The sequence below is a fragment of the Azospirillum tabaci genome, assembly GCF_014596085.1.
GTDB lineage: Bacteria > Pseudomonadota > Alphaproteobacteria > Azospirillales > Azospirillaceae > Azospirillum > Azospirillum tabaci.
Map to the genome: position 1 here is coordinate 84,728 of NZ_JACCJY010000024.1, position 21,225 is coordinate 105,952.

The 21,225-nt window shown below is 69.8% G+C and carries 20 protein-coding genes; 16 read left to right on the forward strand and 4 right to left on the reverse strand.

Annotated features, from left to right (window positions below; all coding sequences use genetic code 11):
- Positions 1–170 precede the first annotated feature (170 nt).
- The 7 genes from H0B54_RS20690 (at position 171) to ptsN (ending at position 6,486) form a co-directional block, all read left to right on the forward strand.
- Positions 171–1,187, forward strand: coding sequence for a KpsF/GutQ family sugar-phosphate isomerase (locus tag H0B54_RS20690; protein ID WP_188261897.1), 1,017 nt, complete (start codon positions 171–173; stop codon positions 1,185–1,187).
- A gap of 26 nt (positions 1,188–1,213) precedes the next feature.
- On the forward strand, positions 1,214–1,951 hold the full coding sequence (gene lptC, locus H0B54_RS20695; RefSeq protein WP_094305569.1) for an LPS export ABC transporter periplasmic protein LptC: 738 nt from the start codon (positions 1,214–1,216) through the stop codon (positions 1,949–1,951).
- Positions 1,948–2,835, forward strand: a complete 888-nt coding sequence (locus H0B54_RS20700; RefSeq protein ID WP_094305568.1) for an LptA/OstA family protein — start codon at positions 1,948–1,950, stop codon at positions 2,833–2,835. The genes lptC and H0B54_RS20700 overlap by 4 nt, the downstream gene beginning before the upstream one ends.
- A 19-nt stretch (positions 2,836–2,854) precedes the next feature.
- Positions 2,855–3,679 carry an LPS export ABC transporter ATP-binding protein gene (gene lptB, locus H0B54_RS20705; RefSeq protein WP_188261898.1) on the forward strand — a complete coding sequence of 275 codons (825 nt, stop codon included), beginning with the start codon at positions 2,855–2,857 and terminating at the stop codon, positions 3,677–3,679.
- Between the two features lie 16 nt (positions 3,680–3,695).
- Positions 3,696–5,273, forward strand: coding sequence for an RNA polymerase factor sigma-54 (gene rpoN / locus H0B54_RS20710; RefSeq protein ID WP_094305567.1), 1,578 nt, complete (start codon positions 3,696–3,698; stop codon positions 5,271–5,273).
- Between the two features lie 123 nt (positions 5,274–5,396).
- Positions 5,397–5,993 (forward strand): ribosome hibernation-promoting factor, HPF/YfiA family, encoded by a 597-nt coding sequence (gene hpf / locus H0B54_RS20715; RefSeq protein WP_188261899.1) that lies wholly within the window; start codon positions 5,397–5,399, stop codon positions 5,991–5,993.
- 34 nt (positions 5,994–6,027) lie between these two features.
- On the forward strand, positions 6,028–6,486 hold the full coding sequence (gene ptsN, locus H0B54_RS20720; protein ID WP_014198055.1) for a PTS IIA-like nitrogen regulatory protein PtsN: 459 nt from the start codon (positions 6,028–6,030) through the stop codon (positions 6,484–6,486).
- A 141-nt stretch (positions 6,487–6,627) separates the two neighbouring features.
- On the opposite strand, the gene ubiG is transcribed toward ptsN, so the two are convergent.
- Complete coding sequence (gene ubiG, locus H0B54_RS20725; RefSeq protein WP_188261900.1) at positions 6,628–7,389, reverse strand: bifunctional 2-polyprenyl-6-hydroxyphenol methylase/3-demethylubiquinol 3-O-methyltransferase UbiG; 762 nt, start codon at positions 7,387–7,389, stop codon at positions 6,628–6,630.
- A gap of 156 nt (positions 7,390–7,545) precedes the next feature.
- Here ubiG and H0B54_RS20730 point away from each other — a divergent pair, with 156 nt between their 5' ends.
- The 7 genes from H0B54_RS20730 (at position 7,546) to prfA (ending at position 17,609) form a co-directional block, all read left to right on the forward strand.
- Entirely contained in the window at positions 7,546–8,781 is a 1,236-nt protein-coding gene (locus H0B54_RS20730; RefSeq protein WP_094305564.1) for an aspartate kinase, read from the forward strand.
- 25 nt (positions 8,782–8,806) lie between these two features.
- A complete protein-coding gene (locus H0B54_RS20735; RefSeq protein WP_246472649.1) occupies positions 8,807–9,928 on the forward strand; it encodes an NAD(P)H-dependent flavin oxidoreductase in 1,122 nt (373 codons plus the stop codon).
- Position 9,929: 1 nt separating this feature from the next.
- Positions 9,930–12,230 (forward strand): phosphoenolpyruvate--protein phosphotransferase, encoded by a 2,301-nt coding sequence (gene ptsP / locus H0B54_RS20740; protein WP_188261901.1) that lies wholly within the window; start codon positions 9,930–9,932, stop codon positions 12,228–12,230.
- Between the two features lie 229 nt (positions 12,231–12,459).
- On the forward strand, positions 12,460–13,830 hold the full coding sequence (locus H0B54_RS20745) for a helix-turn-helix domain-containing protein (protein ID WP_246472650.1): 1,371 nt from the start codon (positions 12,460–12,462) through the stop codon (positions 13,828–13,830).
- A gap of 133 nt (positions 13,831–13,963) precedes the next feature.
- A complete protein-coding gene (ispG, locus tag H0B54_RS20750) occupies positions 13,964–15,100 on the forward strand; it encodes a flavodoxin-dependent (E)-4-hydroxy-3-methylbut-2-enyl-diphosphate synthase (RefSeq protein WP_094305562.1) in 1,137 nt (378 codons plus the stop codon).
- A gap of 114 nt (positions 15,101–15,214) precedes the next feature.
- A complete protein-coding gene (hemA, locus tag H0B54_RS20755; RefSeq protein WP_188261902.1) occupies positions 15,215–16,561 on the forward strand; it encodes a glutamyl-tRNA reductase in 1,347 nt (448 codons plus the stop codon).
- Positions 16,536–17,609, forward strand: a complete 1,074-nt coding sequence (prfA, locus tag H0B54_RS20760) for a peptide chain release factor 1 (RefSeq protein ID WP_094305560.1) — start codon at positions 16,536–16,538, stop codon at positions 17,607–17,609. Before hemA ends, prfA begins: the two co-directional genes overlap by 26 nt.
- Before the next feature lie 115 nt (positions 17,610–17,724).
- Here the strand turns inward: prfA and H0B54_RS20765 are convergent, their stop codons facing one another.
- Positions 17,725–17,997 carry an endonuclease domain-containing protein gene (locus tag H0B54_RS20765; RefSeq protein ID WP_246472651.1) on the reverse strand — a complete coding sequence of 91 codons (273 nt, stop codon included), beginning with the start codon at positions 17,995–17,997 and terminating at the stop codon, positions 17,725–17,727.
- Between the two features lie 146 nt (positions 17,998–18,143).
- On the opposite strand from H0B54_RS20765, the gene prmC reads away from it, so the two are divergent.
- The gene (prmC, locus tag H0B54_RS20770) at positions 18,144–18,998 is read left to right on the forward strand and encodes a peptide chain release factor N(5)-glutamine methyltransferase (protein ID WP_188261903.1); all 855 of its coding nucleotides are present in this window, start codon (positions 18,144–18,146) and stop codon (positions 18,996–18,998) included.
- Positions 18,999–19,285: 287 nt separating this feature from the next.
- A complete protein-coding gene (locus H0B54_RS20775; protein WP_188261904.1) occupies positions 19,286–19,723 on the forward strand; it encodes a DUF4167 domain-containing protein in 438 nt (145 codons plus the stop codon).
- 82 nt (positions 19,724–19,805) lie between these two features.
- On the opposite strand, the gene H0B54_RS20780 is transcribed toward H0B54_RS20775, so the two are convergent.
- Together H0B54_RS20780 and H0B54_RS20785 are read right to left on the reverse strand one after the other, a co-directional pair.
- The gene (locus tag H0B54_RS20780) at positions 19,806–20,600 is read right to left on the reverse strand and encodes an MOSC domain-containing protein (RefSeq protein WP_188261905.1); all 795 of its coding nucleotides are present in this window, start codon (positions 20,598–20,600) and stop codon (positions 19,806–19,808) included.
- 57 nt (positions 20,601–20,657) lie between these two features.
- Complete coding sequence (locus tag H0B54_RS20785) at positions 20,658–21,209, reverse strand: NUDIX domain-containing protein (RefSeq protein ID WP_188261906.1); 552 nt, start codon at positions 21,207–21,209, stop codon at positions 20,658–20,660.
- Positions 21,210–21,225 lie beyond the last annotated feature (16 nt).

Genomic DNA, 21,225 nt, shown 5'->3' on the forward strand with positions numbered 1-21,225 from the left:
AGGACGGGCCGGTGGAATAGGCCGGGCCGTCCGGACGTTGATTTGACCGGACGCGCGCGGGTGGGCATACTGCCCGCGCGGCGGCTGGCCCGTTGTTGCGGATACGCGCGTCGCCAGCCGGAGTACTCATTTTCGGCCCTGTGGGCCAACCAGAAGAGGCAAGCACCGCCTTGACGAGCCTGACCGCATCCAGCCTGGCATCCAGCCTGATCGAATGCCCGTCCGACGCCGCGGCCGACCGCGACATCGCGAGCGCCCGGCGCGTCCTGCGGATGGAGGCCGACGCCCTGACCGCGCTGGCGGACGGGCTGGACGGTGCCTTCGTGCGCGCGCTGGACCGGCTGGCCGGGATCGCGGGGCGTGTCGTCGTCTCCGGCATGGGCAAATCCGGCCATGTGGCGCGCAAGATCGCCGCGACTCTGGCTTCCACCGGCACGCCGGCCTTCTTCGTCCATCCGGGCGAGGCGAGCCATGGCGACCTCGGCATGATCGCCCGGCAGGACGCGGTGATCGCCCTGTCCAATTCCGGCGAGACGCACGAGCTGTCGGACATCGTCGCCTACACCCGCCGCTTCGACATCCCGCTGATCGGCATCACCCGGCGCGCCGGCTCCTCCCTGGCGGAGCAGGCGGACGTGGCGCTGGTGCTGCCGCCGGCCCCGGAGGCTTGCCCGCTGGGGCTGGCCCCGACCACGTCGAGCACGATGATGCTGGCGCTGGGCGACGCCCTGGCGGTGGCGCTGCTGGAGCGGCGCGGCTTCACGGCGGCGGATTTCAAGCAGTTCCATCCCGGCGGCCAGCTCGGCCGGGCGCTGCTGAAGGTGACCGACGTGATGCACAAGGGCGACGATATGCCCCTGTGCGCCTTGGATACGCCGCTTTCCACCGTCATATTCGAGATGACGGCCAAGCGGCTGGGCTGCGTCGGCGTGGTGGACGCCACGGGCGCGCTGGCCGGGGTCATCACGGACGGCGACCTCCGCCGCCACCTGACGCCGGAGCTTTGGGCGGAGCGCGCCGACAGCATCATGTCGCCGCGGCCCAAGACGATCCGCCCCAAGGCGCTGGTCGAGGAGGCGCTGCGGGAGATGAACGCGAAGCAGATCACCAGCCTGTTCGTGGTGGAGGCGGACCGGCCGCTTGGTGTTGTGCACATTCACGATTGCCTGCGCGCCGGGGCGGCGTGACGGGCAGCCGGAGGACGGTTGACGCCATGGACAGCGACCTGAAGGATCGGACGGTGAACACGCAGGAGCGGCGCGCCGATGCGCCTTCCCTCGCCGCGCGGCTTATGGCCATGCCGGGAGCGGACCCTGACGGCGAGGCGGCCAAGCGTGTCCACCGGCGCCGGGAGATCCGCCCGGTCAACCGCGTCTACAGCCGCTTCGTCACCGGGATGAAGTTCGCGCTCCCGGCGCTGGCGCTGGCGGTGATGGCGCTGATCGCCGTCTGGCCCTCGCTGACCGAACTGCCGACCCTGCGCATCTCCGCCGACAAGGGCCAGCTCGAGATGATCAAGCCGCGCTACATCGCGGTGGACGAAGCCAACCAGCCCTTCTCGCTGGTGGCCGCCAAGGCCGACCGCATCGCCGATCAGCCGGACATCGTCCTGCTCGACCAGCCGGAGGCCGAGATGACCCAGACCGACGGCACCTGGGTGACCATCCGCTCCGACAAGGGCTGGTACAACCAGGTCACCGGCATCCTGAAGATGCGGGGCCATGTCCGCGTCATGCGCGACGACGGCAACGAATTCACCACCGAGGAAGCGGAATCCGACATCCGCAAGGGCACCGCCTGGGGCGATGTCCATGTCGTGGGCCAGGGTCCGCAGGGCGTCATCAACGCCGAGGGCTTCCGCCTGTCCGACCGTGGCAAGACGATGGTGTTCCTGAACCAGTCCAAGGCCGACGTCCAGGCCGCCGAAAGCCCGGGAGGAAAGACGCGTTGAGTGCAGCCACCTTTGCGGCCCCGCTATTGGCCGCGTTCCTCCTGCTGTCGGGGGTGTCCGTCCCGGCGGCGGCCCAGGGGCTGCCCGGCCTCGGCGGCGGCCCCAACCCGGTCGAGGTCAACGCCGACCGAGCCATCGAATGGCATCAGGACGTGCGCGCCTATGTGGCGCGCGGCAACGCCTCGGCCAAGCGCAACGACAGCACCGTCTACGCCGACGTGCTGACCGCCTACTACCGCGAGGTGCCGGGCAAGGGGAACGAGGTGTTCCAGCTTCTCGCGGAGGGCAACGTGCGCATCGTCAGCCCGACCCAGGAGGTCTTCGGCGAGCGCGGCGTCTACGACGTGGACAAGCAGGTGGCGGTGGTCACCGGGCGCAACCTGAAGCTGGTCACCCGCACCGACATCGTGACGGCGCGCGACACGCTGGAATATTACGAGGCCAAGAACCTGACCGTGGCCCGCGGCGACGCCGTGGCCGTGCGCATCGCCAACGGCGACCGGCTGCGCGCCGACATCCTGATCGGCCAGCTCAAGAAGATGCCGGACGGCTCGACCCAGATGGAGCGCATCGACGGCGCCGGCAGCGTCGTGGTGACCACCGCGACCGACGTGGCACTGTCCGACAAGCTGGTCTACTCGGTGGCCGACGAGACCGCGGTGCTGCTCGGCAACGTCAAGATCACCCGCAACGACAACCAGCTCAATGGCGACGCCGCCGAAATGAACATGAAGACCAAGGTCAACCGGGTGATCGCCGGTCCTGCCACCGGCGGGCGGGTGATGGGCCTGCTGATCCCGGGCCAGGAGGCGGGCGCGCCGGGTGGCGCCGCCCCCGGCCGGCCCACAGCCCCATCGGGCGGCAATCCCGCGGCGAAGCCCTGACCGACCCGGCAGCGAATCAATGGCCATGGACATCGAAGACCGGGACCTCGGCGGCCCGACCCTCTCCGCCTCGAACGCGTCGGTTCACCCGGCGGGTCAACCCGCCACCAACGTGCGCCCGACCGAAGGGCTGGTGGCCATGCATCTCGGCAAGGCCTACAAGAAGCGCCCGGTCGTCCGCGACGTGACCGTGACGGTCCAGCGCGGCGAGGCGGTCGGCCTGCTCGGCCCCAACGGAGCGGGCAAGACGACCTGCTTCTACATGATCACCGGGCTGATCGCCGCCGACTCCGGCACCATCCTGCTGGACGGGCAGGACATCACGGCGCTGCCCATGTACCGCCGGGCGCGGCTGGGCATCGGCTACCTGCCGCAGGAGGCGTCGATCTTCCGCGGCATGTCGGTGGAGAACAACATCCGCTCCGTGCTGGAGGTGGTGGAGCCCAACCGCGACACGCGCGAGCAGATGCTGGACGAGCTGCTGGCGGAGTTCTCGATCACCCACCTGCGCCGCGCCCCGGCGCTGGCTCTGTCGGGCGGCGAGCGGCGGCGCGTGGAGATCGCCCGCGCGCTGGCCTCCCAGCCGCACTTCATCCTGCTCGACGAGCCGCTGGCCGGCATCGACCCGATCGCGGTGAACGACATCCGCGAGCTGGTCAGCCACCTGCGCGACCGCGGCATCGGCGTGCTCATCACCGACCACAACGTGCGTGAAACGCTCGACCTCGTCGATCGGGCATACATCTTGCACGATGGTGTGGTACTAATGGAGGGAGAGCCGGCCGAGATCGTGGCGCACGAGGACGTGCGCCGGGTCTACCTCGGCGACCGGTTCAGCCTCTAGTGCGGTTTCCCTGCCCATGGCGCTCAGCCAACGCCTCGATCTTCGTCAGACCCAGTCCCTGGTGATGACTCCGCAGCTGCAGCAGGCCATCAAGCTGCTGCAGCTGTCGAACATCGAACTGTCGGACTTCGTGGATCGCGAGATCGAGCAGAACCCGTTGCTGGAGCGCGACGGCGGTCCTGGCGAGGGCGGCGGCGAGGCGGGGGGCGACGGGGTCGGTGACGGCGGGGGCGAGCCGGGAGCGGTGGACCTCGCCGCGCCGGAGGAGCGCCAGCCGCCGATGACCGACGGGCGCACCCGCGACACGGTGGAGATGACGGCGTCGGAAACCATGGGATCGGCGTCCGACGCGCCGCTCGACACCGACTTCGAGAATGTCTATTCCGACGACCGCTTTTCCGACGGCACCGACGGGTCCAGCGACGTCTACGGCTCCTGGCAGGAGCGCGGCGGGCGCGGCGGCTTCGAGGACGACGAATCCAACCTGGAAGCGACTCTGACCGGTCAGACGAGTCTGCGCGACCATCTGACCGAGCAGTTGAAGATCGACCTGCCGGACCTCGGCGACCAGCTCATCGGTCTGGCGCTGATCGACATGCTGGACGAGGCCGGCTGGATCACCGGGCTGGAGGTCGAGAGCCTCGCGGGGCAGCTCGGCTGCGCGCCGGAGCGGGTGGAGCGGGTGCTGGCCGCCTGCCAGCGCTTCGACCCGCCGGGCATTTTCGCGCGCTCGCTGAAGGAATGTCTGGCGATCCAGCTGCGCGAGAAGAACCGCTTCGACCCGGCCATGGCCGCCCTGCTCGACCATCTGGAGCTGCTGGCGGCGCGCAACCTGCCGGCGCTGATGAAGGTCTGCGGCGTGGACGCCGAGGACGTCGCCGACATGGTGGCGGAGATCCGCAAGCTGAACCCCAAGCCGGCGCTCAGCTTCGACCACACGCCCGCGCAGCTCGTCACCCCCGACATCCTGATGCGCGCCAACCCCGGCGGCGGCTGGCTGATCGACCTGAACCCGGACACGTTGCCGCGGGTGCTGGTCAACCACCGCTACTTCGCGCGCATTTCCGGCACCGCCCGCAACAAGGCGGACAAGGAATACATCACCGAGCGCTTCCAGTCGGCCAACTGGCTGGTCAAGTCGCTGCACCAGCGCGCCACCACGATTTTGAAGGTGGCCAGCGAGATCATCCGGCAGCAGGACGCCTTCTTCATCCACGGCGTCTCGCATTTGAAGCCTCTGATCCTGCGCGACATCGCCGAAGCGATCGGCATGCACGAGAGCACGGTCAGCCGCGTCACAACAAACAAGTTCATGGCGACGCCGCGCGGCGTGTTCGAGCTGAAGTATTTCTTCACCTCCGCCATCCAGGGGGCCGACGGGCAGGCGGCCCACTCGGCCGAGGCCGTGCGCTACCGCATCAAGGCGATGATCGACGCCGAGAAGCCGGACGACGTGCTGTCGGACGATAAAATCGTCGAAATCCTTCGTGGTGAAGGGATCGACATTGCGCGCCGGACGGTCGCGAAGTATCGTGAAGCGATGCGCATTCCGTCATCGGTGCAGCGACGCCGTGCCAAGATGTCACGCATGTAACCGGGCCGGGAGGGGGTCGTCCTTGATTGACAGCCCATACTGCCGTCACTATGGTCCCCGTCCGCACGTGGCGGCCTTCCGTCGTCCTATGTCTACCGCGGACCAGATTGGAAACATCCCAAAATGCAACTGACCGTCAAAGGCAAGCAGCTTGACGTTGGCGACGCTCTGCGCACCCACGTCGCGGACAGCCTGAACTCCATCGTCGGCAAGTATTTCAACAAGCCGATCGAGGCCAACGTCGTCCTGACGCGCGAAGCGCATCTGTTCAAGGCCGACATTCAGGTTCATGTCGGTCGTGGGATCGTCCTTCAGAGCGCGTCCGACGCCACCGAGCCGTATCCCGCCTTCGACACCGCGTGCGAGAAGCTGGCCAAGCGCCTGCGCCGCTACAAGCGCCGCCTGCGCGACCACCACAGCGTCGAAACCCCCGCCCAGGAAGCCTTCCCGGCCCGCTACCAGATCCTGGAAGCGGAGAAGGACGAGGCCCATGTGGAGAGCGACGAGGCCGCTGCCGAAGAGGCGCAGCCCATCGTGATCGCCGAGATGGAAACCAACATCGCGACCCTGGCGGTCAGCGAGGCGGTGATGCGCATGGAACTCGCCGACGCCCCGGCCCTCATGTTCCGCAACGGCGCCCATGGCCGCCTGAACCTGGTCTACCGCCGCGCCGATGGCAACATCGGTTGGGTGGACCCGGCGGAGAAGGCCGGCGCCTGAGTCCGGTCTCTGTTCCAACCACACCCATAGCGTCATGCTCGATCTCATCACGCCGCACGCCATTCTCCCGAACCTCAAGGCCGGCAGCAAAAAGCAGGCCCTGCAGGACTTGGCGCGCAAGGCGTCCGAGCTGACCGGCCAGCACGAACGGGCGATCTTCGACGTCCTTCTGGAGCGCGAGCGGTTGGGCACCACCGGCGTGGGGCATGGCATCGCCATCCCGCACGGCAAGCTGCCCAACCTTGACCGCGTCCACGGCGTCTTCGCCCGGCTGGAGCGGCCCATCGACTTCGATGCGATCGATGAGCAACCGGTCGATCTGATTTTCCTGCTGTTGGCTCCGGATCATGCCGGTGCCGACCATCTGAAGGCGCTGGCCCGTGTGTCGCGCCTGCTGCGCGACCAGTCCATGTGCGAGAAGCTGCGCGGTTCGGACTCGGCGGACGCGATCTACGCGCTGCTGACCCAGCACGAAGCCAGCCACGCGGCGTAAGACGCGCGTTCTGCGAACACGAAAAAACGGGAGGGCCGGCGGCTCTCCCGTTTTTTGTTTTGCGGCACCCGCTACCGTCGCTTTCGCACGCGGAAGCGGCGAGCGTACGTTTGTACGTACGCTCGCCGCCGCGCCGTACGTTCAGGCCCGCTCGGCCCAACCCATGTAGTTCACGTCGAGATCGCGCGGGTTCAGCCGGAACTCGTCGGACAGCGGGTTGTAGGTGATGCCGGTCAGGTCGCGGATCGCCATCCCCTCCGCGCGCACGGCGGCGGCCAGTTCGCCGGGGCGCAGGAACTGGCGCCAGTTGTGGGTGCCTCGGGGCAGCCAGCGCAGGATGTACTCCGCCCCGACGATGGCCAGCGCGAAGGATTTCGGCGTGCGGTTCAGCGTCGCCAGAAACAGCGCGCCGCCCGGTGCCGTCAGCGCCGCGCAGGACTTCACGAACAGCGGCACGTCGGCGACATGCTCGATCACCTCCATCGCCAGCACGGCGTCGAAGCGCTCGCCGCTGGCGGCCAGGGCCTCGGCGGTGGTGGCGCGGTAGTCGACGGGGGTGCCGGTCTCCGCGGCGTGGGCGGCGGCGGTGCGGACGTTTCGCTCCGCCGCGTCCACGCCCACCACGGTGGCGCCCATGCGGGCGACGGGCTCCGACAGCAGCCCGCCGCCGCAGCCGATGTCGACAATGCGCAGCCCCTTCAGCGGCTCCGGCGCCAGCGGATCGCGGCCCAGGCGGCGGCACAGCGTGTCGCGGATGTAGGCCAGCCGCAGCGGATTCAGCCGGTGCAGGGGCCGGAACTTGCCGGTGGGGTCCCACCATTCCGCGGCGATGGCCGAAAAGCGGGCGATGTCCTGGGGGTCGACAGTGCCTGCGGTGCCTGCGGTTCCGGCGGTCGCGGTCATGAAAGAAATCCCGTATGCTTGGATTGCGAGAACAATTGCGGGGCGAACTTGCCTCGCTGTGAGCGACAGAGTATGGATACGCCGCCCCGCGCCGGCAACGGTAGAGCGGGGGCGCGGACTGCCGGCTTTCTCGCCGGCCCAGACATGGTGTGAGGTATGGCGCGGATCGTCCTCAAGTTCGGCGGCACGTCGGTCGGCGACATCGACCGCATCAAGAACGTGGCCCGAAAGGTCGAGCAGGAAGTCAAGGCGGGGCATCAGGTCGCCGTCGTCGTGTCGGCGATGTCCGGCGTGACCAACCAGCTCGTGAAATACTGCAACGACATCGACAAGCTGCACGACGCGCGCGAGTACGACGCCATCGTCGCTTCGGGCGAGCAGGTGACCTCCGGTCTCCTCGCCATCGCGCTGCAGTCGCTCGGCATCCAGGCGCGGTCCTGGCTCGGCTGGCAGATTCCGATCTACAGCGACGAGACGCACGGCAAGGCGCGCATCGTGTCCATCGACACGGCGGAGCTGGACAAGCGGATGAACACCGGCGAGGTCGCCGTGGTCGCCGGTTTCCAGGGCGTGACCGAAGGCGGCCGCATCACCACGCTGGGCCGCGGCGGCTCCGACACCTCGGCAGTCGCCCTGGCGGCGGCGCTGAAGGCGGACCGCTGCGACATCTACACCGACGTGGACGGCGTCTACACCACCGACCCGCGCATCGTCACCAAGGCGCGCAAGCTCTCCAAGATCACCTACGAGGAGATGCTGGAGCTGGCGTCGCAGGGGGCGAAGGTCCTGCAGACCCGCTCGGTCGAGATGGCAATGAACCACCGCGTGCGCGTGCAGGTTCTGTCGAGCTTCGAGGAGGCCGCCGGCAGCGCGCTTCCCGGTACCCTTGTTGTTGACGAGGACGAGATCGTGGAAAAGGAAGTTGTGAGCGGCATCGCCTACAGCCGCGACGAGGCGAAGATCACCCTCATCGGCGTCGCCGACCGTCCGGGCGTGGCGGCCAGCATCTTCGGTCCGCTGACCGACGCCGCCGTCAATGTCGACATGATCGTCCAGAACGTGTCGGAAGACGGCAAGTCCACCGACATGACCTTCACGGTCGGCAAGGCCGACATCGCCCGCGCCGTGAAGGTGCTGGAGGACGCCAAGGCCGAGCTGAACTACCAGCGCATCGTCTCCGACGCCAACGTGGTGAAGGTGTCGGTGATCGGCGTCGGCATGCGCAGCCACGCCGGCGTCGCGCAGCGCATGTTCAAGGCGCTGGCCGACAAGGGCATCAACATCCAGGTCATCTCCACCTCCGAGATCAAGATCTCCGTCCTGATCGCCGAGGAGTATGCGGAGCTGGCGCTGCGCGCGCTGCACACCGCCTACGGGCTGGACGCGGCCTGAGCCGGGTGAAGGGGGAGGGGCGGCGATGACCGACGCCAGGTCCGACGCGGTCGCAGGCGCCCGACTCGACCGGCTGTGGGAGCGTGGCTGCGCCTTCCTCGGCACGCGCACCGCCATCATGGGCGGTGCGATGAGCTGGGTGTCGGAGCGCCACCTCGTCTCCGCCATCTCCAACGCCGGGGGCTTCGGCGTGCTGGCCTGCGGCTCGATGCCGCCGGACCTGCTGGCGGCGGAGATCGCCGCCACGCGGGCGCTGACCGCGAAGCCCTTCGGCGTCAACCTCATCAACATGCACCCGGACCTCGACCGTCTGATCGACGTCTGCCGGGAGCTGGCGGTGAGCCACGTGGTGATCGCCGGTGGCTTCCCCAGCGGCGCCACCATCAAGCGCATCAAGGACGGCGGCGCGCGCGCCATGACCTTCGCCCCGACGCTGGTCAGCGGCAAGCGGATGGTCAAGCTCGGCATCGACGCCCTGGTGATCGAGGGCACGGAGGCCGGCGGCCACATCGGCCCCGTCTCCACCACCGTCCTGGCGCAGGAGATCCTGCCCGACCTGCGCGAGGTCCCGGTCTTCGTCGCCGGCGGCATCGGTCGCGGCGAGGCCATCCTGTCCTATCTGGAGCAGGGGGCGGCGGGCGTGCAGATCGGCACCCGCTTCGTTTGCGCCACCGAATCCATCGCGCATCCGCGCTTCAAGCAGGTCTTCATCAAGGCATCGGCGCGCGACGCCCAGGCGTCGGTGCAGATCGACCCGCGTTTCCCGGTGATCCCGGTGCGGGCGCTCGCCAACGCCGGGTCGAAGCGCTTCATGGAGCTTCAGCGCGAGGTCATCGCCCGCGTCGACCGCGGCGAGACGACGCGCGACGCGGGCATCCTGGAGATCGAGCATTTCTGGGCCGGCGCGCTGCGCCGCGCGGTGATCGACGGCGACGTGGAGAGCGGCTCGCTGATGGCCGGGCAGAGCGTCGGGCTGGTCACGCGCGAGCAGCCGGTGGCCGAGATCATCGGCGATCTGATCGCCCAAGCCGAATCGGCGCTGGATGCCCGCTGCCCGCCATCGGCCGACCGGTCGCCCGAGGCGGGCGAGCGGCCGGCCACCGATCCGAAGGCCGTTGGTCGATCGGCGATCCTGGGGGCGGCGTGAGATGAACGGCGTCGTGGGCGACATCCCCGCCGGTTCGCCGGGCTTCGACGGCGCCGCCTCGCGGCGGCTGCTGGCACGGCTGCGCGACGTCATGGCGGGCTCAGGCTCCGGCCAGGAGCGGCTGGACAAGATCGTCACCCTGATCGGCATGGAGATGGGGGCGGACGTCTGCTCCTGCTACGTCATGCGGGCGGGCGAGGTGCTGGAGCTGTTCTCCACCCTCGGTCTGAACCAGGACGCCGTGCACAACACCCGCTTGCGCGTGGGCGAGGGCATCGTCGGCGACATCGCCGGCCACGCGCGGCCCATCGCGCTGGACAACGCCCCGTCGCACCCCAGCTTCGCCTACCGCCCGGAGACGGGGGAGGACCCCTTCCTGTCGCTGGCCGGCGTGCCGATCCTGCGCGGCGGCAAGGTCCGCGGCGTCCTGGTCATCCAGCACAAGGACCGCCGCCGCTACACCGAGGTCGAGGTCGAGACGCTCCAGACCATCGCCATGGTGGTGGCCGAGCTGGTCGCCCAGGGCGAACTGGTCAACCCGCAGGAGGTCGCCTCCACCGGCGATCCGGCGCTGCTGCCGGCCCGCCTGTCGGGCACGTCGCTGGCCAGCGGTCTGGCGATGGGGCTGGCGGTGATCCACCGCCCGCAGCTGACCATCCGCCAGATGGTGTCCGAGGACGCGGAGAGCGAGTTGGCGCGGCTGAACGCGGCCATCGCCACCATGCACAGCGCCATCGACGACCTGCTGAACGCGGCGGCGCTGGCGGGCTTGAGCGAGCCCAAGGACATCCTGGAAACCTACCGCATGTTCGCGGAGGACCGCGGGTGGCTGTCGCGCATCCGTGAGGCGATCCGCATGGGTCTGACGGCGGAAGGCGCCGTGCAGCAGGTGCAGAACGACACCCGCGCCCGCATGAGCCACCTGACCGACCCCTACATCCGCGAACGGCTCCTCGACCTGGAGGATCTGACCAACCGGCTGCTCCAGCACCTCGCCGGGCGCAAGTCGGAGGCGGACGGCGGCACGCTGCCGGAGGACATCGTCCTGGTCGCGCGGTCCATGGGGCCGGCGGAGCTTCTCGATTACGACCAGCGCCGCCTGCGCGGCGTGATCCTGGAGGAGGGCTCCCCCTCCAGCCACGTCTGCATCGTGGCCCGCGCGCTGAACATCCCGGTGGTGCAAGCGCCCGACGCGCTGAACCGGATCGAGCCGCTGGACCCGGTGATCGTCGACGGCGACCACGGGCAGGCATTCGTCCGCCCGGCGGAGGACATCCAGATGGCCTTCGCGGAGGCCGTGGCCCTGCGCGCCCGCAAGGAGCAGATGTACGAGGCGATCCGCGCGCTGCCCTCGGTGACGCGGGACGGCGTGCCGATCTCCATCCAGCTCAATTGCGGCCTGCTGATCGACCTGCCGCATCTGAAGGCCAGCGGGGCGGAGGGGATCGGCCTCTACCGCACCGAAATCCCTTTCATGGTGCGCTCCACCTACCCGGACGTCCACGCGCAGACCGACCTCTATGCGCGCATCCTCGACCAGACCGACGACAAGCCGGTGGTCTTCCGCACGCTCGACGTCGGTGGCGACAAGATGCTGCCCTACATCGCGGCTAGCGAGGGGGAGGAGAACCCGGCGCTCGGCTGGCGGGCCATCCGCATCGGGCTGGACCACCCGTCGCTGCTGCGCCAGCAGTTGCGCGCCCTGCTGCGGGCCTCCAGTGGCCGTCCGCTGTCGGTGATGTTCCCGATGATCGCGGAGGTGGCGGAGTTCGACGCCGCCCGCCGCCTGCTCGACCTGGAGATCGCCCGTCTGGAGGGTCAGGGCGGCGAGCCGCCCAGCCGCGTGCGCGTCGGCACGATGATCGAGGTGCCGGCGCTGCTGTGGCAGTTGCCGGCCCTGCTGCCGCGGGTGGATTTCCTGTCGGTCGGCTCCAACGACCTGACCCAGTACATCTTCGCCAGCGACCGCGGCAACCCGCGCACCTCCGGCCGCTACGACCCGCTGTCGCCGGCCATGCTCAGCCTGCTGCGGCGGCTGGTCGAGGCCTGCGGTGACGTCGGTGTCCCGGTCAGCATCTGCGGCGAGATGGCCGGCCGGCCGCTCGACGCCATGGCGCTGATCGGCATCGGCTTCCGCACCCTGTCGATGTCGCCGCCGTCGGTCGGGCCGGTGAAGACCATGCTGCGCTCGCTCGACGTGGCGGCGCTGCGCCAGTACATGAACGGGCTCTATCTGCGCGGCGATCACAGCCTGCGCGACAAGCTGCGCAGCTTCGCCAAGGACCACGGCGTCATCATCTGAGGCCGCATGTGGGACCGCGCCCAAGGTCACGCCCAAGCCCGCTTCGTCCGCCCTGAAGCCATATCCGACGCCGGTTCTCGCCGCGGCGGCGTTTTGTTACAGCGGTTTGGACGAAGGGCGTATACAAGAGGGCAGGATCACGGTCATTCCCGGTTGCGCCGATCCCGCGGCTGGCGTACCCATGCCGGGGGTGCGACCATAAGTCTTCCGAGGCGACGGTACGGTTGAGATGATGGGCAAGCGCAAGGTTTTCGGCTCCTACGACCCCACGCAGGACGGCCCGGCGCAGACCGGCCCCAGCGTGTCCGACACCCTGCGCGAGACGCGCGAGAGCCTCGGCTACGACCTGCGCGAGGTCGCGACGATGCTGCGCATCCGCTACCCCTACCTGCAGGCCATCGAGGCGGGCCGGTTCGAGGACCTGCCGGGCACCACCTACGCCGCCGGTTTCCTGCGTTCCTACGCGGAATGCCTGGGGCTCGACCCGGACACCATCCTCACCCGCTACAAGGACGAGGCGGCGGGCCGCACGCGCAGCCAGCAGCTTTATTTCCCGACCCCGGTGCCGGAAGGCCGCATCCCCGGTGGCACGGTCCTGCTCGGCACGATGGTGCTGGCCGGCATCGTCTATGGCGGCTGGTACTATCTGTCGGCGACCGACCGGTCGATGGTCGATCTGGTTCCGACCCTGCCCGACCGGCTGGTCTCGCTGCTCGACACGCTGCCCTTCAACGCCAGCCAGAACGGGGGTGGCCAGAACGGGGGTGGCCAGAACGGTGGCGGCCAGAACGTCGGGGCGCCGGTCCCCGTCGGCTCGCCCGCCGCCCCGGCGTCGGTCCCGACCGTGATGGCGGAGGCTCCGCCCGCTCCGGCGGCTTCCCCGGCGGCTTCCCCAGTGGCCGCCCCGCCCGCGGCCGGTGGTGGGTCCACGGCGGTGCCCGCCCCGGCGGCGGCTCCCGCTCCGGTGACACCGGCTCCCGCCGCTCCGGCCACCACCGGCCAGGCTCCCACCGTCCAAGCCCCTGCGGCCGCGGCTCCGGCGAAGCCCATTCCGGCCCCTGCGGCGGTGGTTGCCCAGCCGGCGCCGGCCGTTCCCGCCAAGCCGAACGCTCCCGCGGCGGTTCCGGCTCCCGCTCCATCGGCCATGGTGAACGTCCCGCCGCCGCCGGCCGAGGACGACGAGTCCGAGGGGGCCACGCAGGAACCGACCCCGCTCACGCCCGCCGCCCCGGCCATCGCCAGCCTGCCGCCCGCGGCTCCGACGGCGCCGCCGCCCGCCGTGGACGGGGCGCTGCCGTCGAAGGTCTACGGCACGCAGAACGCGGCCTCGCGCATCCAGCTCCGCGCCACACAGGACAGCTGGATCCAGGTGCGCGACAACAGCGGCGAGATCATCTTCACCCGCGTGCTGAAGCCGGGCGACGTCTACCGCGTGCCCGACCGCTCCGGCATCCGCGTCCGCACCGGCAACGCCGGCGGGCTCATCGTCGTCACCGACGGGGTGGACGGCGCGCCGATGGGCGCGGTCGGGCAGGTGCTGCGCGACGTGTCGCTGGACCAGCATGCCCCGACCCTGCGCGGCAGCGCCCCCGCCCATTGAGGACGGCTCGCCAAAGACAAGCCAGCGACGGCTTTTTCCCTTGAATCCGGCGCGGCGGACCGCACTTCAGGCGTAACGCCGGCTGCGCTATAAGACCGCGCCGGACCCGATCCATGCCCCGAGGCTACAGCCCATGAGCAGCGTGCGCGCCTACCGCCAGATCCTTCGCCGCAAGTCCCGTCAGATCCGGGTGGGCAACGTGCTCGTCGGCGGCGATGCGCCGATCTCGGTGCAGACGATGACCAACACGCCGACCGCCGACGTGGCGGCGACGGTGGCGCAGATCCAGGCGGCGGAGCGGGTGGGCGCCGACATCGTGCGCGTCTCCTGTCCCGATCAGGAGTCGGCGCTGGCGTTGAAGCAGATCGTGCCGCAGGTCTCGGTGCCGATCGTCGCGGACATCCATTTCCACTACAAGCGCGCCATCGAGGCGGCGCAGAGCGGGGCGGCCTGCCTGCGCATCAACCCCGGCAACATCGGCTCGGCGGAGCGGGTGCGCGAGGTGGTGAAGGCGGCCAAGGACTACGGCTGCTCCATGCGCATCGGCGTCAACGCCGGCTCGCTGGAGCAGGACTTGCTGGAGAAGTACGGCGAACCCTGCCCGGAGGCGCTGGTCGAAAGCGCCCTCAACCACGCCAAGATCCTGGAGGATCATGATTTCACCGAGTTCAAGATCTCGGTGAAGGCGTCCGACGTCTTCCTGGCGGTGGCCGCCTACCAGGGCTTGGCCGAAGCCTGCGACTATCCGCTGCACATCGGCATCACCGAGGCCGGCGGCCTGCGCGCCGGGACGGTGAAGTCCTCCATCGGCCTGGGCATGCTGCTGTGGTCGGGCATCGGCGACACCATTCGCGTGTCCTTGTCCGCCGAGCCAACGGAGGAGGTCCAGGTCGGCTACGAGATGCTGAAGTCGCTGGGCTTGCGGCGGCGCGGCGTCACGGTGATTTCCTGCCCGAGCTGCGCGCGGCAGAACTTCAACGTCATCAAGACGGTGGAGACGCTGGAGGCGCGGCTGGCCCACATCACCACGCCGCTGACCCTGTCGGTCATCGGCTGCGTGGTCAACGGCCCCGGCGAGGCGCGCGAGACCGACATCGGGCTGACCGGCGGCGGCAACAACACTCATCAGGTCTATCTGTCCGGCGTCACCGACCACCGGCTGAAGGACCAGAACATCGTGGATCACCTCGTCGGGCTGGTCGAGAAGAAGGCCGCCGAGATCGAGGCCGCCAAGGCGGCGGAAAAAGCGGCGGAGAAGGCCGCCGAATGACGGAACCGGCACGGGCAAACAATTGAACTAAGGACGCCCCGTGCCATCCGTGCTTAAATCCGCGGCAATCCCACCATCCTTGTCGGCCGTGCCGCGGCCTGGGCCAGAGTCAGAGTGACCGCTTCCTACTTCGTCATCGGCGCCAGCCACCGGTCCTGCTCCGGCGCGATCCGCGACCGTCTGACGACGGAGGAGGCGGAGGTGCCGGCGATGCTGGAGCGGCTGAGCGCCGCCGGCATCACCCAGGCGATGTGGCTCAGCACCTGCGACCGGGTCGAGGTCCAGGCCGTCCATGAACGCCCGAACGAGGCGGCGCTGGTCATCGCCGGCATCATGGCGGAGCGGGTGGGTCTGACCGAAGCGGACCTCGCCGGGCAGCTCTACACCCTGACCGGCCCGGCGGCGGTGCGCCACGTCTTCGCCGTCGCCTGCTCGCTCGACAGCCAGATCATCGGCGAGCCGCACATCCTGGGGCAGGTCAAGGCCGCCCACCGCCACGCCGCCGCCGCCGGCCTGTCCGGGCCGGAGCTGGAAGGGCTTCTCCAGGCCGCCTACGGCGCCGCCAAGCGGGTGCGCCGCGAGACGCCCATCGCCGAGGGCGCCACCTCGCTGGTCGCCGCGGCGGTTCAGGTGGCCCGCGACCTGCACGGCGACCTGAAGCGTTGCGCCGGCCTGCTGATGGGGCTGGGCGACATGGGCGCCCTGGTGCTGGAGGGGCTGCGCGAGGCCGGGCTCGGCCGGCTGACCGTCGCCGCCCCGGTGGACCGCCGGGCGGAAGCGGCGGCGCGGCGCATGGACAGCCACTTCGCGCCCTGGGCCGATCTCGATTCGGCGCTGACGAGCGCGGATATCGTGGTGACCGCGGCGGGGCTGGGGCGCTATATCCTCTCCGCACCGCAGTTGGGGGCGGCGTTGAAGCGCCGCCGCCGCCGCCCGGTGTTCGTGGTGGACGCGGCGATCCCCGCCGATGTCGACCCGGACGTCGCCGGGCTGGACGAGGCCTTCGTCTACGACCTCGCCGACCTGGAGCGCGTGGCGCTGCAGGGGCGGGTGGGGCGCGAGGCGGCGACCCAGGCGGCCTGGAGCATCGTGGACGAGGCCCTGGCGGCCTTCGCCCGCCACCGGGCCGAGCGCGCCGCGGTGCCCGCCGTGGCGGCGCTGCGGACGCATTTCGAGGCGGAGCGGCGGCGCCTGCTGGACGAGCAGCGGGGGCTGGACGCGGCGTCGGCGACGCGACTGCTGGTCAACCGGCTGCTGCACGGCCCGTCGGAGGCGCTGCGCGCCATGGCGGCGGACCCGGACGGGGCCGGACTGGCGGAGCGGGCGGCGGCGGAACGGTTGCTGTTCCGGCTGTTCCGGCTGGACGAGCCCGCCGGCACCGGCCCAGCCGAAACCGGTCTGGGCGCCGGGAGTGATTTGGATAAGGACGAGCGACGTGAGCCTGGACGAGAAGTTCAATAGAGTCGTGGCCCGCCATGACGAGCTGCGGGACGCGATGGCGGCGGGGACGGTGGACCCGGCGGACTTCGCCCGGCTGTCGAAGGAATACGCCGACCTGACCCCGGTGGCCGAGGCCATCGCGGAGCTGAAGAAGGCCAAGGCCGAGGCCGCCGACCTCGCCGGCATGATCGCCGACCCGGCGGGCGACGCCGACATGAAGGCGCTGGCCGAAGAGGAGTTCGCCGATCTCACCCGCCGCATCCCCGCCCTGGAGCGCCGGGTGCAGATTTCCCTGCTGCCCAAGGACGAGGCGGACGAGAAGAACGCCATCCTGGAGGTGCGCGCCGGCACCGGCGGCGACGAGGCGGCCCTCTTCGCCGCGGAGCTGTTCGAGATGTACCGCCGCTACGCCGGGCTTCAGGGCTGGCGGTTCGAGACGATGGAGGTCAGCGAGACCGGCATCGGCGGCTACAAGGAGGCCATCGCCAACATCACCGGCCGCAACGTCTTCGCCCGGCTGAAGTTCGAGTCGGGCGTCCACCGCGTGCAGCGGGTTCCGGCGACCGAGACTCAGGGGCGCATCCACACTTCCGCCGCGACCGTCGCGGTGCTGCCCGAGGCGGAGGAGGTGGACATCCACATCGACGAGAAGGACCTGCGCATCGACGTGTTCCGCTCCAGCGGTCCCGGCGGCCAGTCGGTGAACACGACGGACAGCGCGGTGCGCATCACCCACCTGCCGACCGGCCTCGTCGTCAGCCAGCAGGACGAGAAGAGCCAGCACAAGAACAAGGCCAAGGCCCTGAAGGTGCTGCGCGCCCGCCTCTACGAGCGGGAGCGCGCCGAGAAGGACAAGGCCCGCGCCGCCGACCGCAAGAGCCAGGTGGGCTCCGGCGACCGGTCCGAGCGCATCCGCACCTACAACTTCCCGCAGGGCCGGGTGACCGACCACCGCATCAACCTGACGCTCTACAAGATCGAGAAGGTGATGGCCGGCGAGGCGCTGGACGAGCTGATCGACGCGCTGACGGCCGAGGACGAGGCCGCCCGGCTGTCGGAACTGCAATAGGGCGGTTTGTCTATTCCCCCTCCACCGCCAACGGCGGGGGAGGGTCGGGGAGGGGGCCGAGCGCGTCGCCGATCATGCGCGCCACGCCCTCCGCGTTGTTCAGCACGTCGTTGTTTCAGAAGCGCAGGACCCGCCAGCCATGGTGCCGAAGATGCTCGTCCCGGGCGGAGTCGTAGGCGGAGTCGGCATGCTGGCCGCCATCGACTTCGACAACCAGCTTGGCTTGGATGCAGGCGAAATCGGCGATGTAGGGGGGAATGGGGTGTTGACGGCGAAATTTCCATCCGCTGAGCTGTTCGCTGCGCAATTGGCGCCAGAGCGTCCGTTCGGCGTCGGTGGGCTGAGTGCGCAGGTCACAAGCGCGGTATTTCAGCTTGGAGTTTCGCATAGGCGCTCGTATGGCAACACAGGCCCCCACCCTAACCCTCCCCCGCTGCGCAGGGGAGGGAACAGGACGTCGCATCGATCGCCCTCCCCTGCGCAGCGGGGGAGGGAGGGGACCCATGCAGCGCATGGGGAGGGTGGGGGCAAGCCATGACCATCACGCTTCACCAACTCCGCCGCACCGCCGAGACCCGCCTGCGCGAGGCCGGGGTGGACACGCCCGACCTCGACGCGCGCCTTCTCGTCGAACACGCGCTGGGCGTCACCCGCCACGATCTGTTCACCCGGGCCAACGACCCCGTCCCCGAGTCTGATGCCGCCCGCTTCCTCGCCCTGGTCGACCGGCGGGCGGGGCGGGAGCCGGTGGGGCGCATCCTCGGCCATCGCGAGTTCTGGACGATCGACCTCGCCCTCAACCCGGACACCCTCGAACCCCGTCCCGACACCGAGACGCTGGTCGAGGCGGTGCTGAAGGCCCTGCCCGACCGGACCGCCCCGCTGCGGCTGCTCGACCTCGGCACCGGCACCGGCTGCATCCTGCTCGCCCTGCTCGCGGAGTTGCCCAACGCCACCGGCCTCGGCGTCGATCTCAGCCCCGGCGCGGTGGCTGCGGCCACGGAAAACGCGGCGCGCAACGGGCTGGCGGAACGGGCGCGCTTCCAGACCGGCAACTGGGGCGCCGGGCTGGCCGAGCGGTTCGACATCGTCGTCTCCAACCCGCCCTACATCCCCAGCGCCGACATCGCCGCGCTCGATCCGGAGGTGCGGGAACACGACCCGCTGCGCGCGCTGGACGGCGGCGCCGATGGGCTGGACGCCTACCGGATCATCGCCGCGCAGATGCCGGACCTGCTCCAGCCGGGCGGTCTGGCCGGGCTGGAGGTCGGGCAGGGGCAAGCGGCGGACGTGGCGGGGCTGCTGGCCGCCGCCGGGCTGGAACCGGCGGGCATTTTCCGGGATCTGGGCGGCGTGGAACGTTGCGTGCTTGGACGGCGAGGCGCGTGATTTCGCTCCATCCCCCCAAAAAAAAGGTTGGATTGACGCGCGGTCCCCAGTAGGGTGCAGGTACGACGATGGCCCAGGGACGATCATCCCAGGGCGTACCCATGGCCTCCGGAAACCCCGCGCGGTTGGGCGGACGTCCGAGAAGGCAGACCGGTTGATCGGTTGGGCGCGTCGATTTGATCCCTGCGACCCATCCGCGGTTGGTTCCGCGGCGGGCCCGGCGACCGGATGGTCAGCCAGGGCGTTCGCGGGATTGCACTTCTCTTACATGGGGCCATAAGAGCCAAATGAGACAAGGACCGAACTCCAGGCGCTCGCGCGGTCGTGGCAACGGCGGCGGTGGTGGCGGAGGTGGCGGCGGCGGGGGCGGCGGCAACCGCCGGCAGAACGTTCCGCTGCGTCACCAGACCTTCGACAGCAATGGTCCGGACGTGCGCATCCGCGGCAACGCGTGGCAGGTCCATGAAAAGTATCTGGCGCTGGCCCGCGACGCCTCCTCGTCCGGCGACCGCGTCCAGGCGGAAAACTACCTTCAGCATGCGGAGCACTATTTCCGCATCATCAACCAGATCCAGGAATCCGAGAACCGCCAGCGCGGCAACGTCGGCGCCCCGGGCCTCGGCCCGCAGCCCAGCATGGGCGGTTCGGCGGAGGACGAGGATGGCGGCGAGATGGGCGACGAGTCCGAGGCCGCCACCGACGAACGCACCCCGATGAGCGCCTGACACAAAGAGTCTGATGCCCGTCAGTCCTGAGGCCGGGGAGTTCCGGCTTCAGGATTGCGCGTTTTTCAGGATTGCGCGTTTTTCAGGACGGCAGGGCTTCGGCCAGCGCCACCGGATCGCCCACCGCGATCCGGCCCCCATGCACCACCCGGGCATAGACGCCGCACTGCGTGTGGTCGTAACCGCGTTCCAGAATGGGAAGCGTGTTGAGGTCGCGCGCGCCGGTCGCCGGATTGACCTCGCTGGAGGGCCGGCAGTCCTTGTGGTCGCAAACGCGCAGGGTGACGTCGCCGATCGTCAGCAGCGCGCCGATCCACTGGCGTTCCACCCAGGGTTCCAGCCCGTCGATCATCAGGTTGGCGCGGAAGCGGCGCGGATCGACCGGCTGCTTGGCCACCCGCTCCTCCAGATCGCGCACGCTGGCGAGGTTGAGGATGGAAACCGCGGCCTCTTCCCGGTCGGTGAAGGAAAAACCGCCGCCCTGCGCCGGATTCCTGGCTTCGGCCAGCTTGGGCATGCCGGGAGCCGCCCCCGCCAGATACGCGGCGAAGAACTGCTCCACCAGCATCCGGCCCATCGGCTGGTCCAGGCGCCCGCGCGACACCTGCTTGCCGCCGCGCCGGATGATCAGCGACTGGGTGGCCTCGTCGAACTCGGTGTCGAGCAGCGCCAGCTTCTCGTTCCGGTCGAGCGTGAAGAAATCCTCGTTGGGGCGCCAGCCCTCGACATCCGGGGTCAGGGCAGCCGGGCCGTGCAGCAGTCCGAAGCGCCGATCAAAGGGGATGGGTTGGCCGGTGACGAGGTCAACGGCGGGCAAATCCTGGCCGCTCAGCCCCTTCACGGGGTAGCGGCGTATGGCGGCGACGGTCGCGGGCATTGCATCGCACAATGGTGGGACCGGTTCGCTTCTGTCAACCGTCGCAATCGAAAACCGTCACCAGCGCTCGGCCAAAGGCTCCCGACCCTGGAACTCGGCGATTCGCCGCCGCGTGGCGGGGGAAGTGTCCTCTGGCAACCGGTCCAGCGGGAAGAAGCGCGCTTCCAGGATCTCCACCCCGTCGGCCTGGGGCGTTCCCGACCACCCACGCGCGACGAAGACCGCCACATGGTCGCTCGCCCCGTGCCGGAAGCGGGCGTAGACGCCGAAGGGCTGCGGGCCGCTCTCCACGGTCAACCCGACCTCTTCCCGCACCTCGCGGCGCATGGCCTCGACCAGAGACTCCCCTTTTCCGACTCCGCCGCCCGGAAAATGCCAGCCGCCGACGTAGCTGTGGCGGATCAGCAGGACCGAGGCCATGCCGCCAGCGCCTTCCTCGGCGCCCGAGTCGTCCAGGATGATCCCCCGCACCCCCATGGTCAGCGGGCGCGCCACCCAATGCCACATGTTGCGGCCGTGCCAAGCCAGCCGCATCAGGGGGGAAGTCAGGGCGGGCCGCAGGGCCGTGGGCGAGGGGTTGCGCGGGGTGCTGGTGGGCGTCGCCGTCATGAAAAAAGGGTTCCGT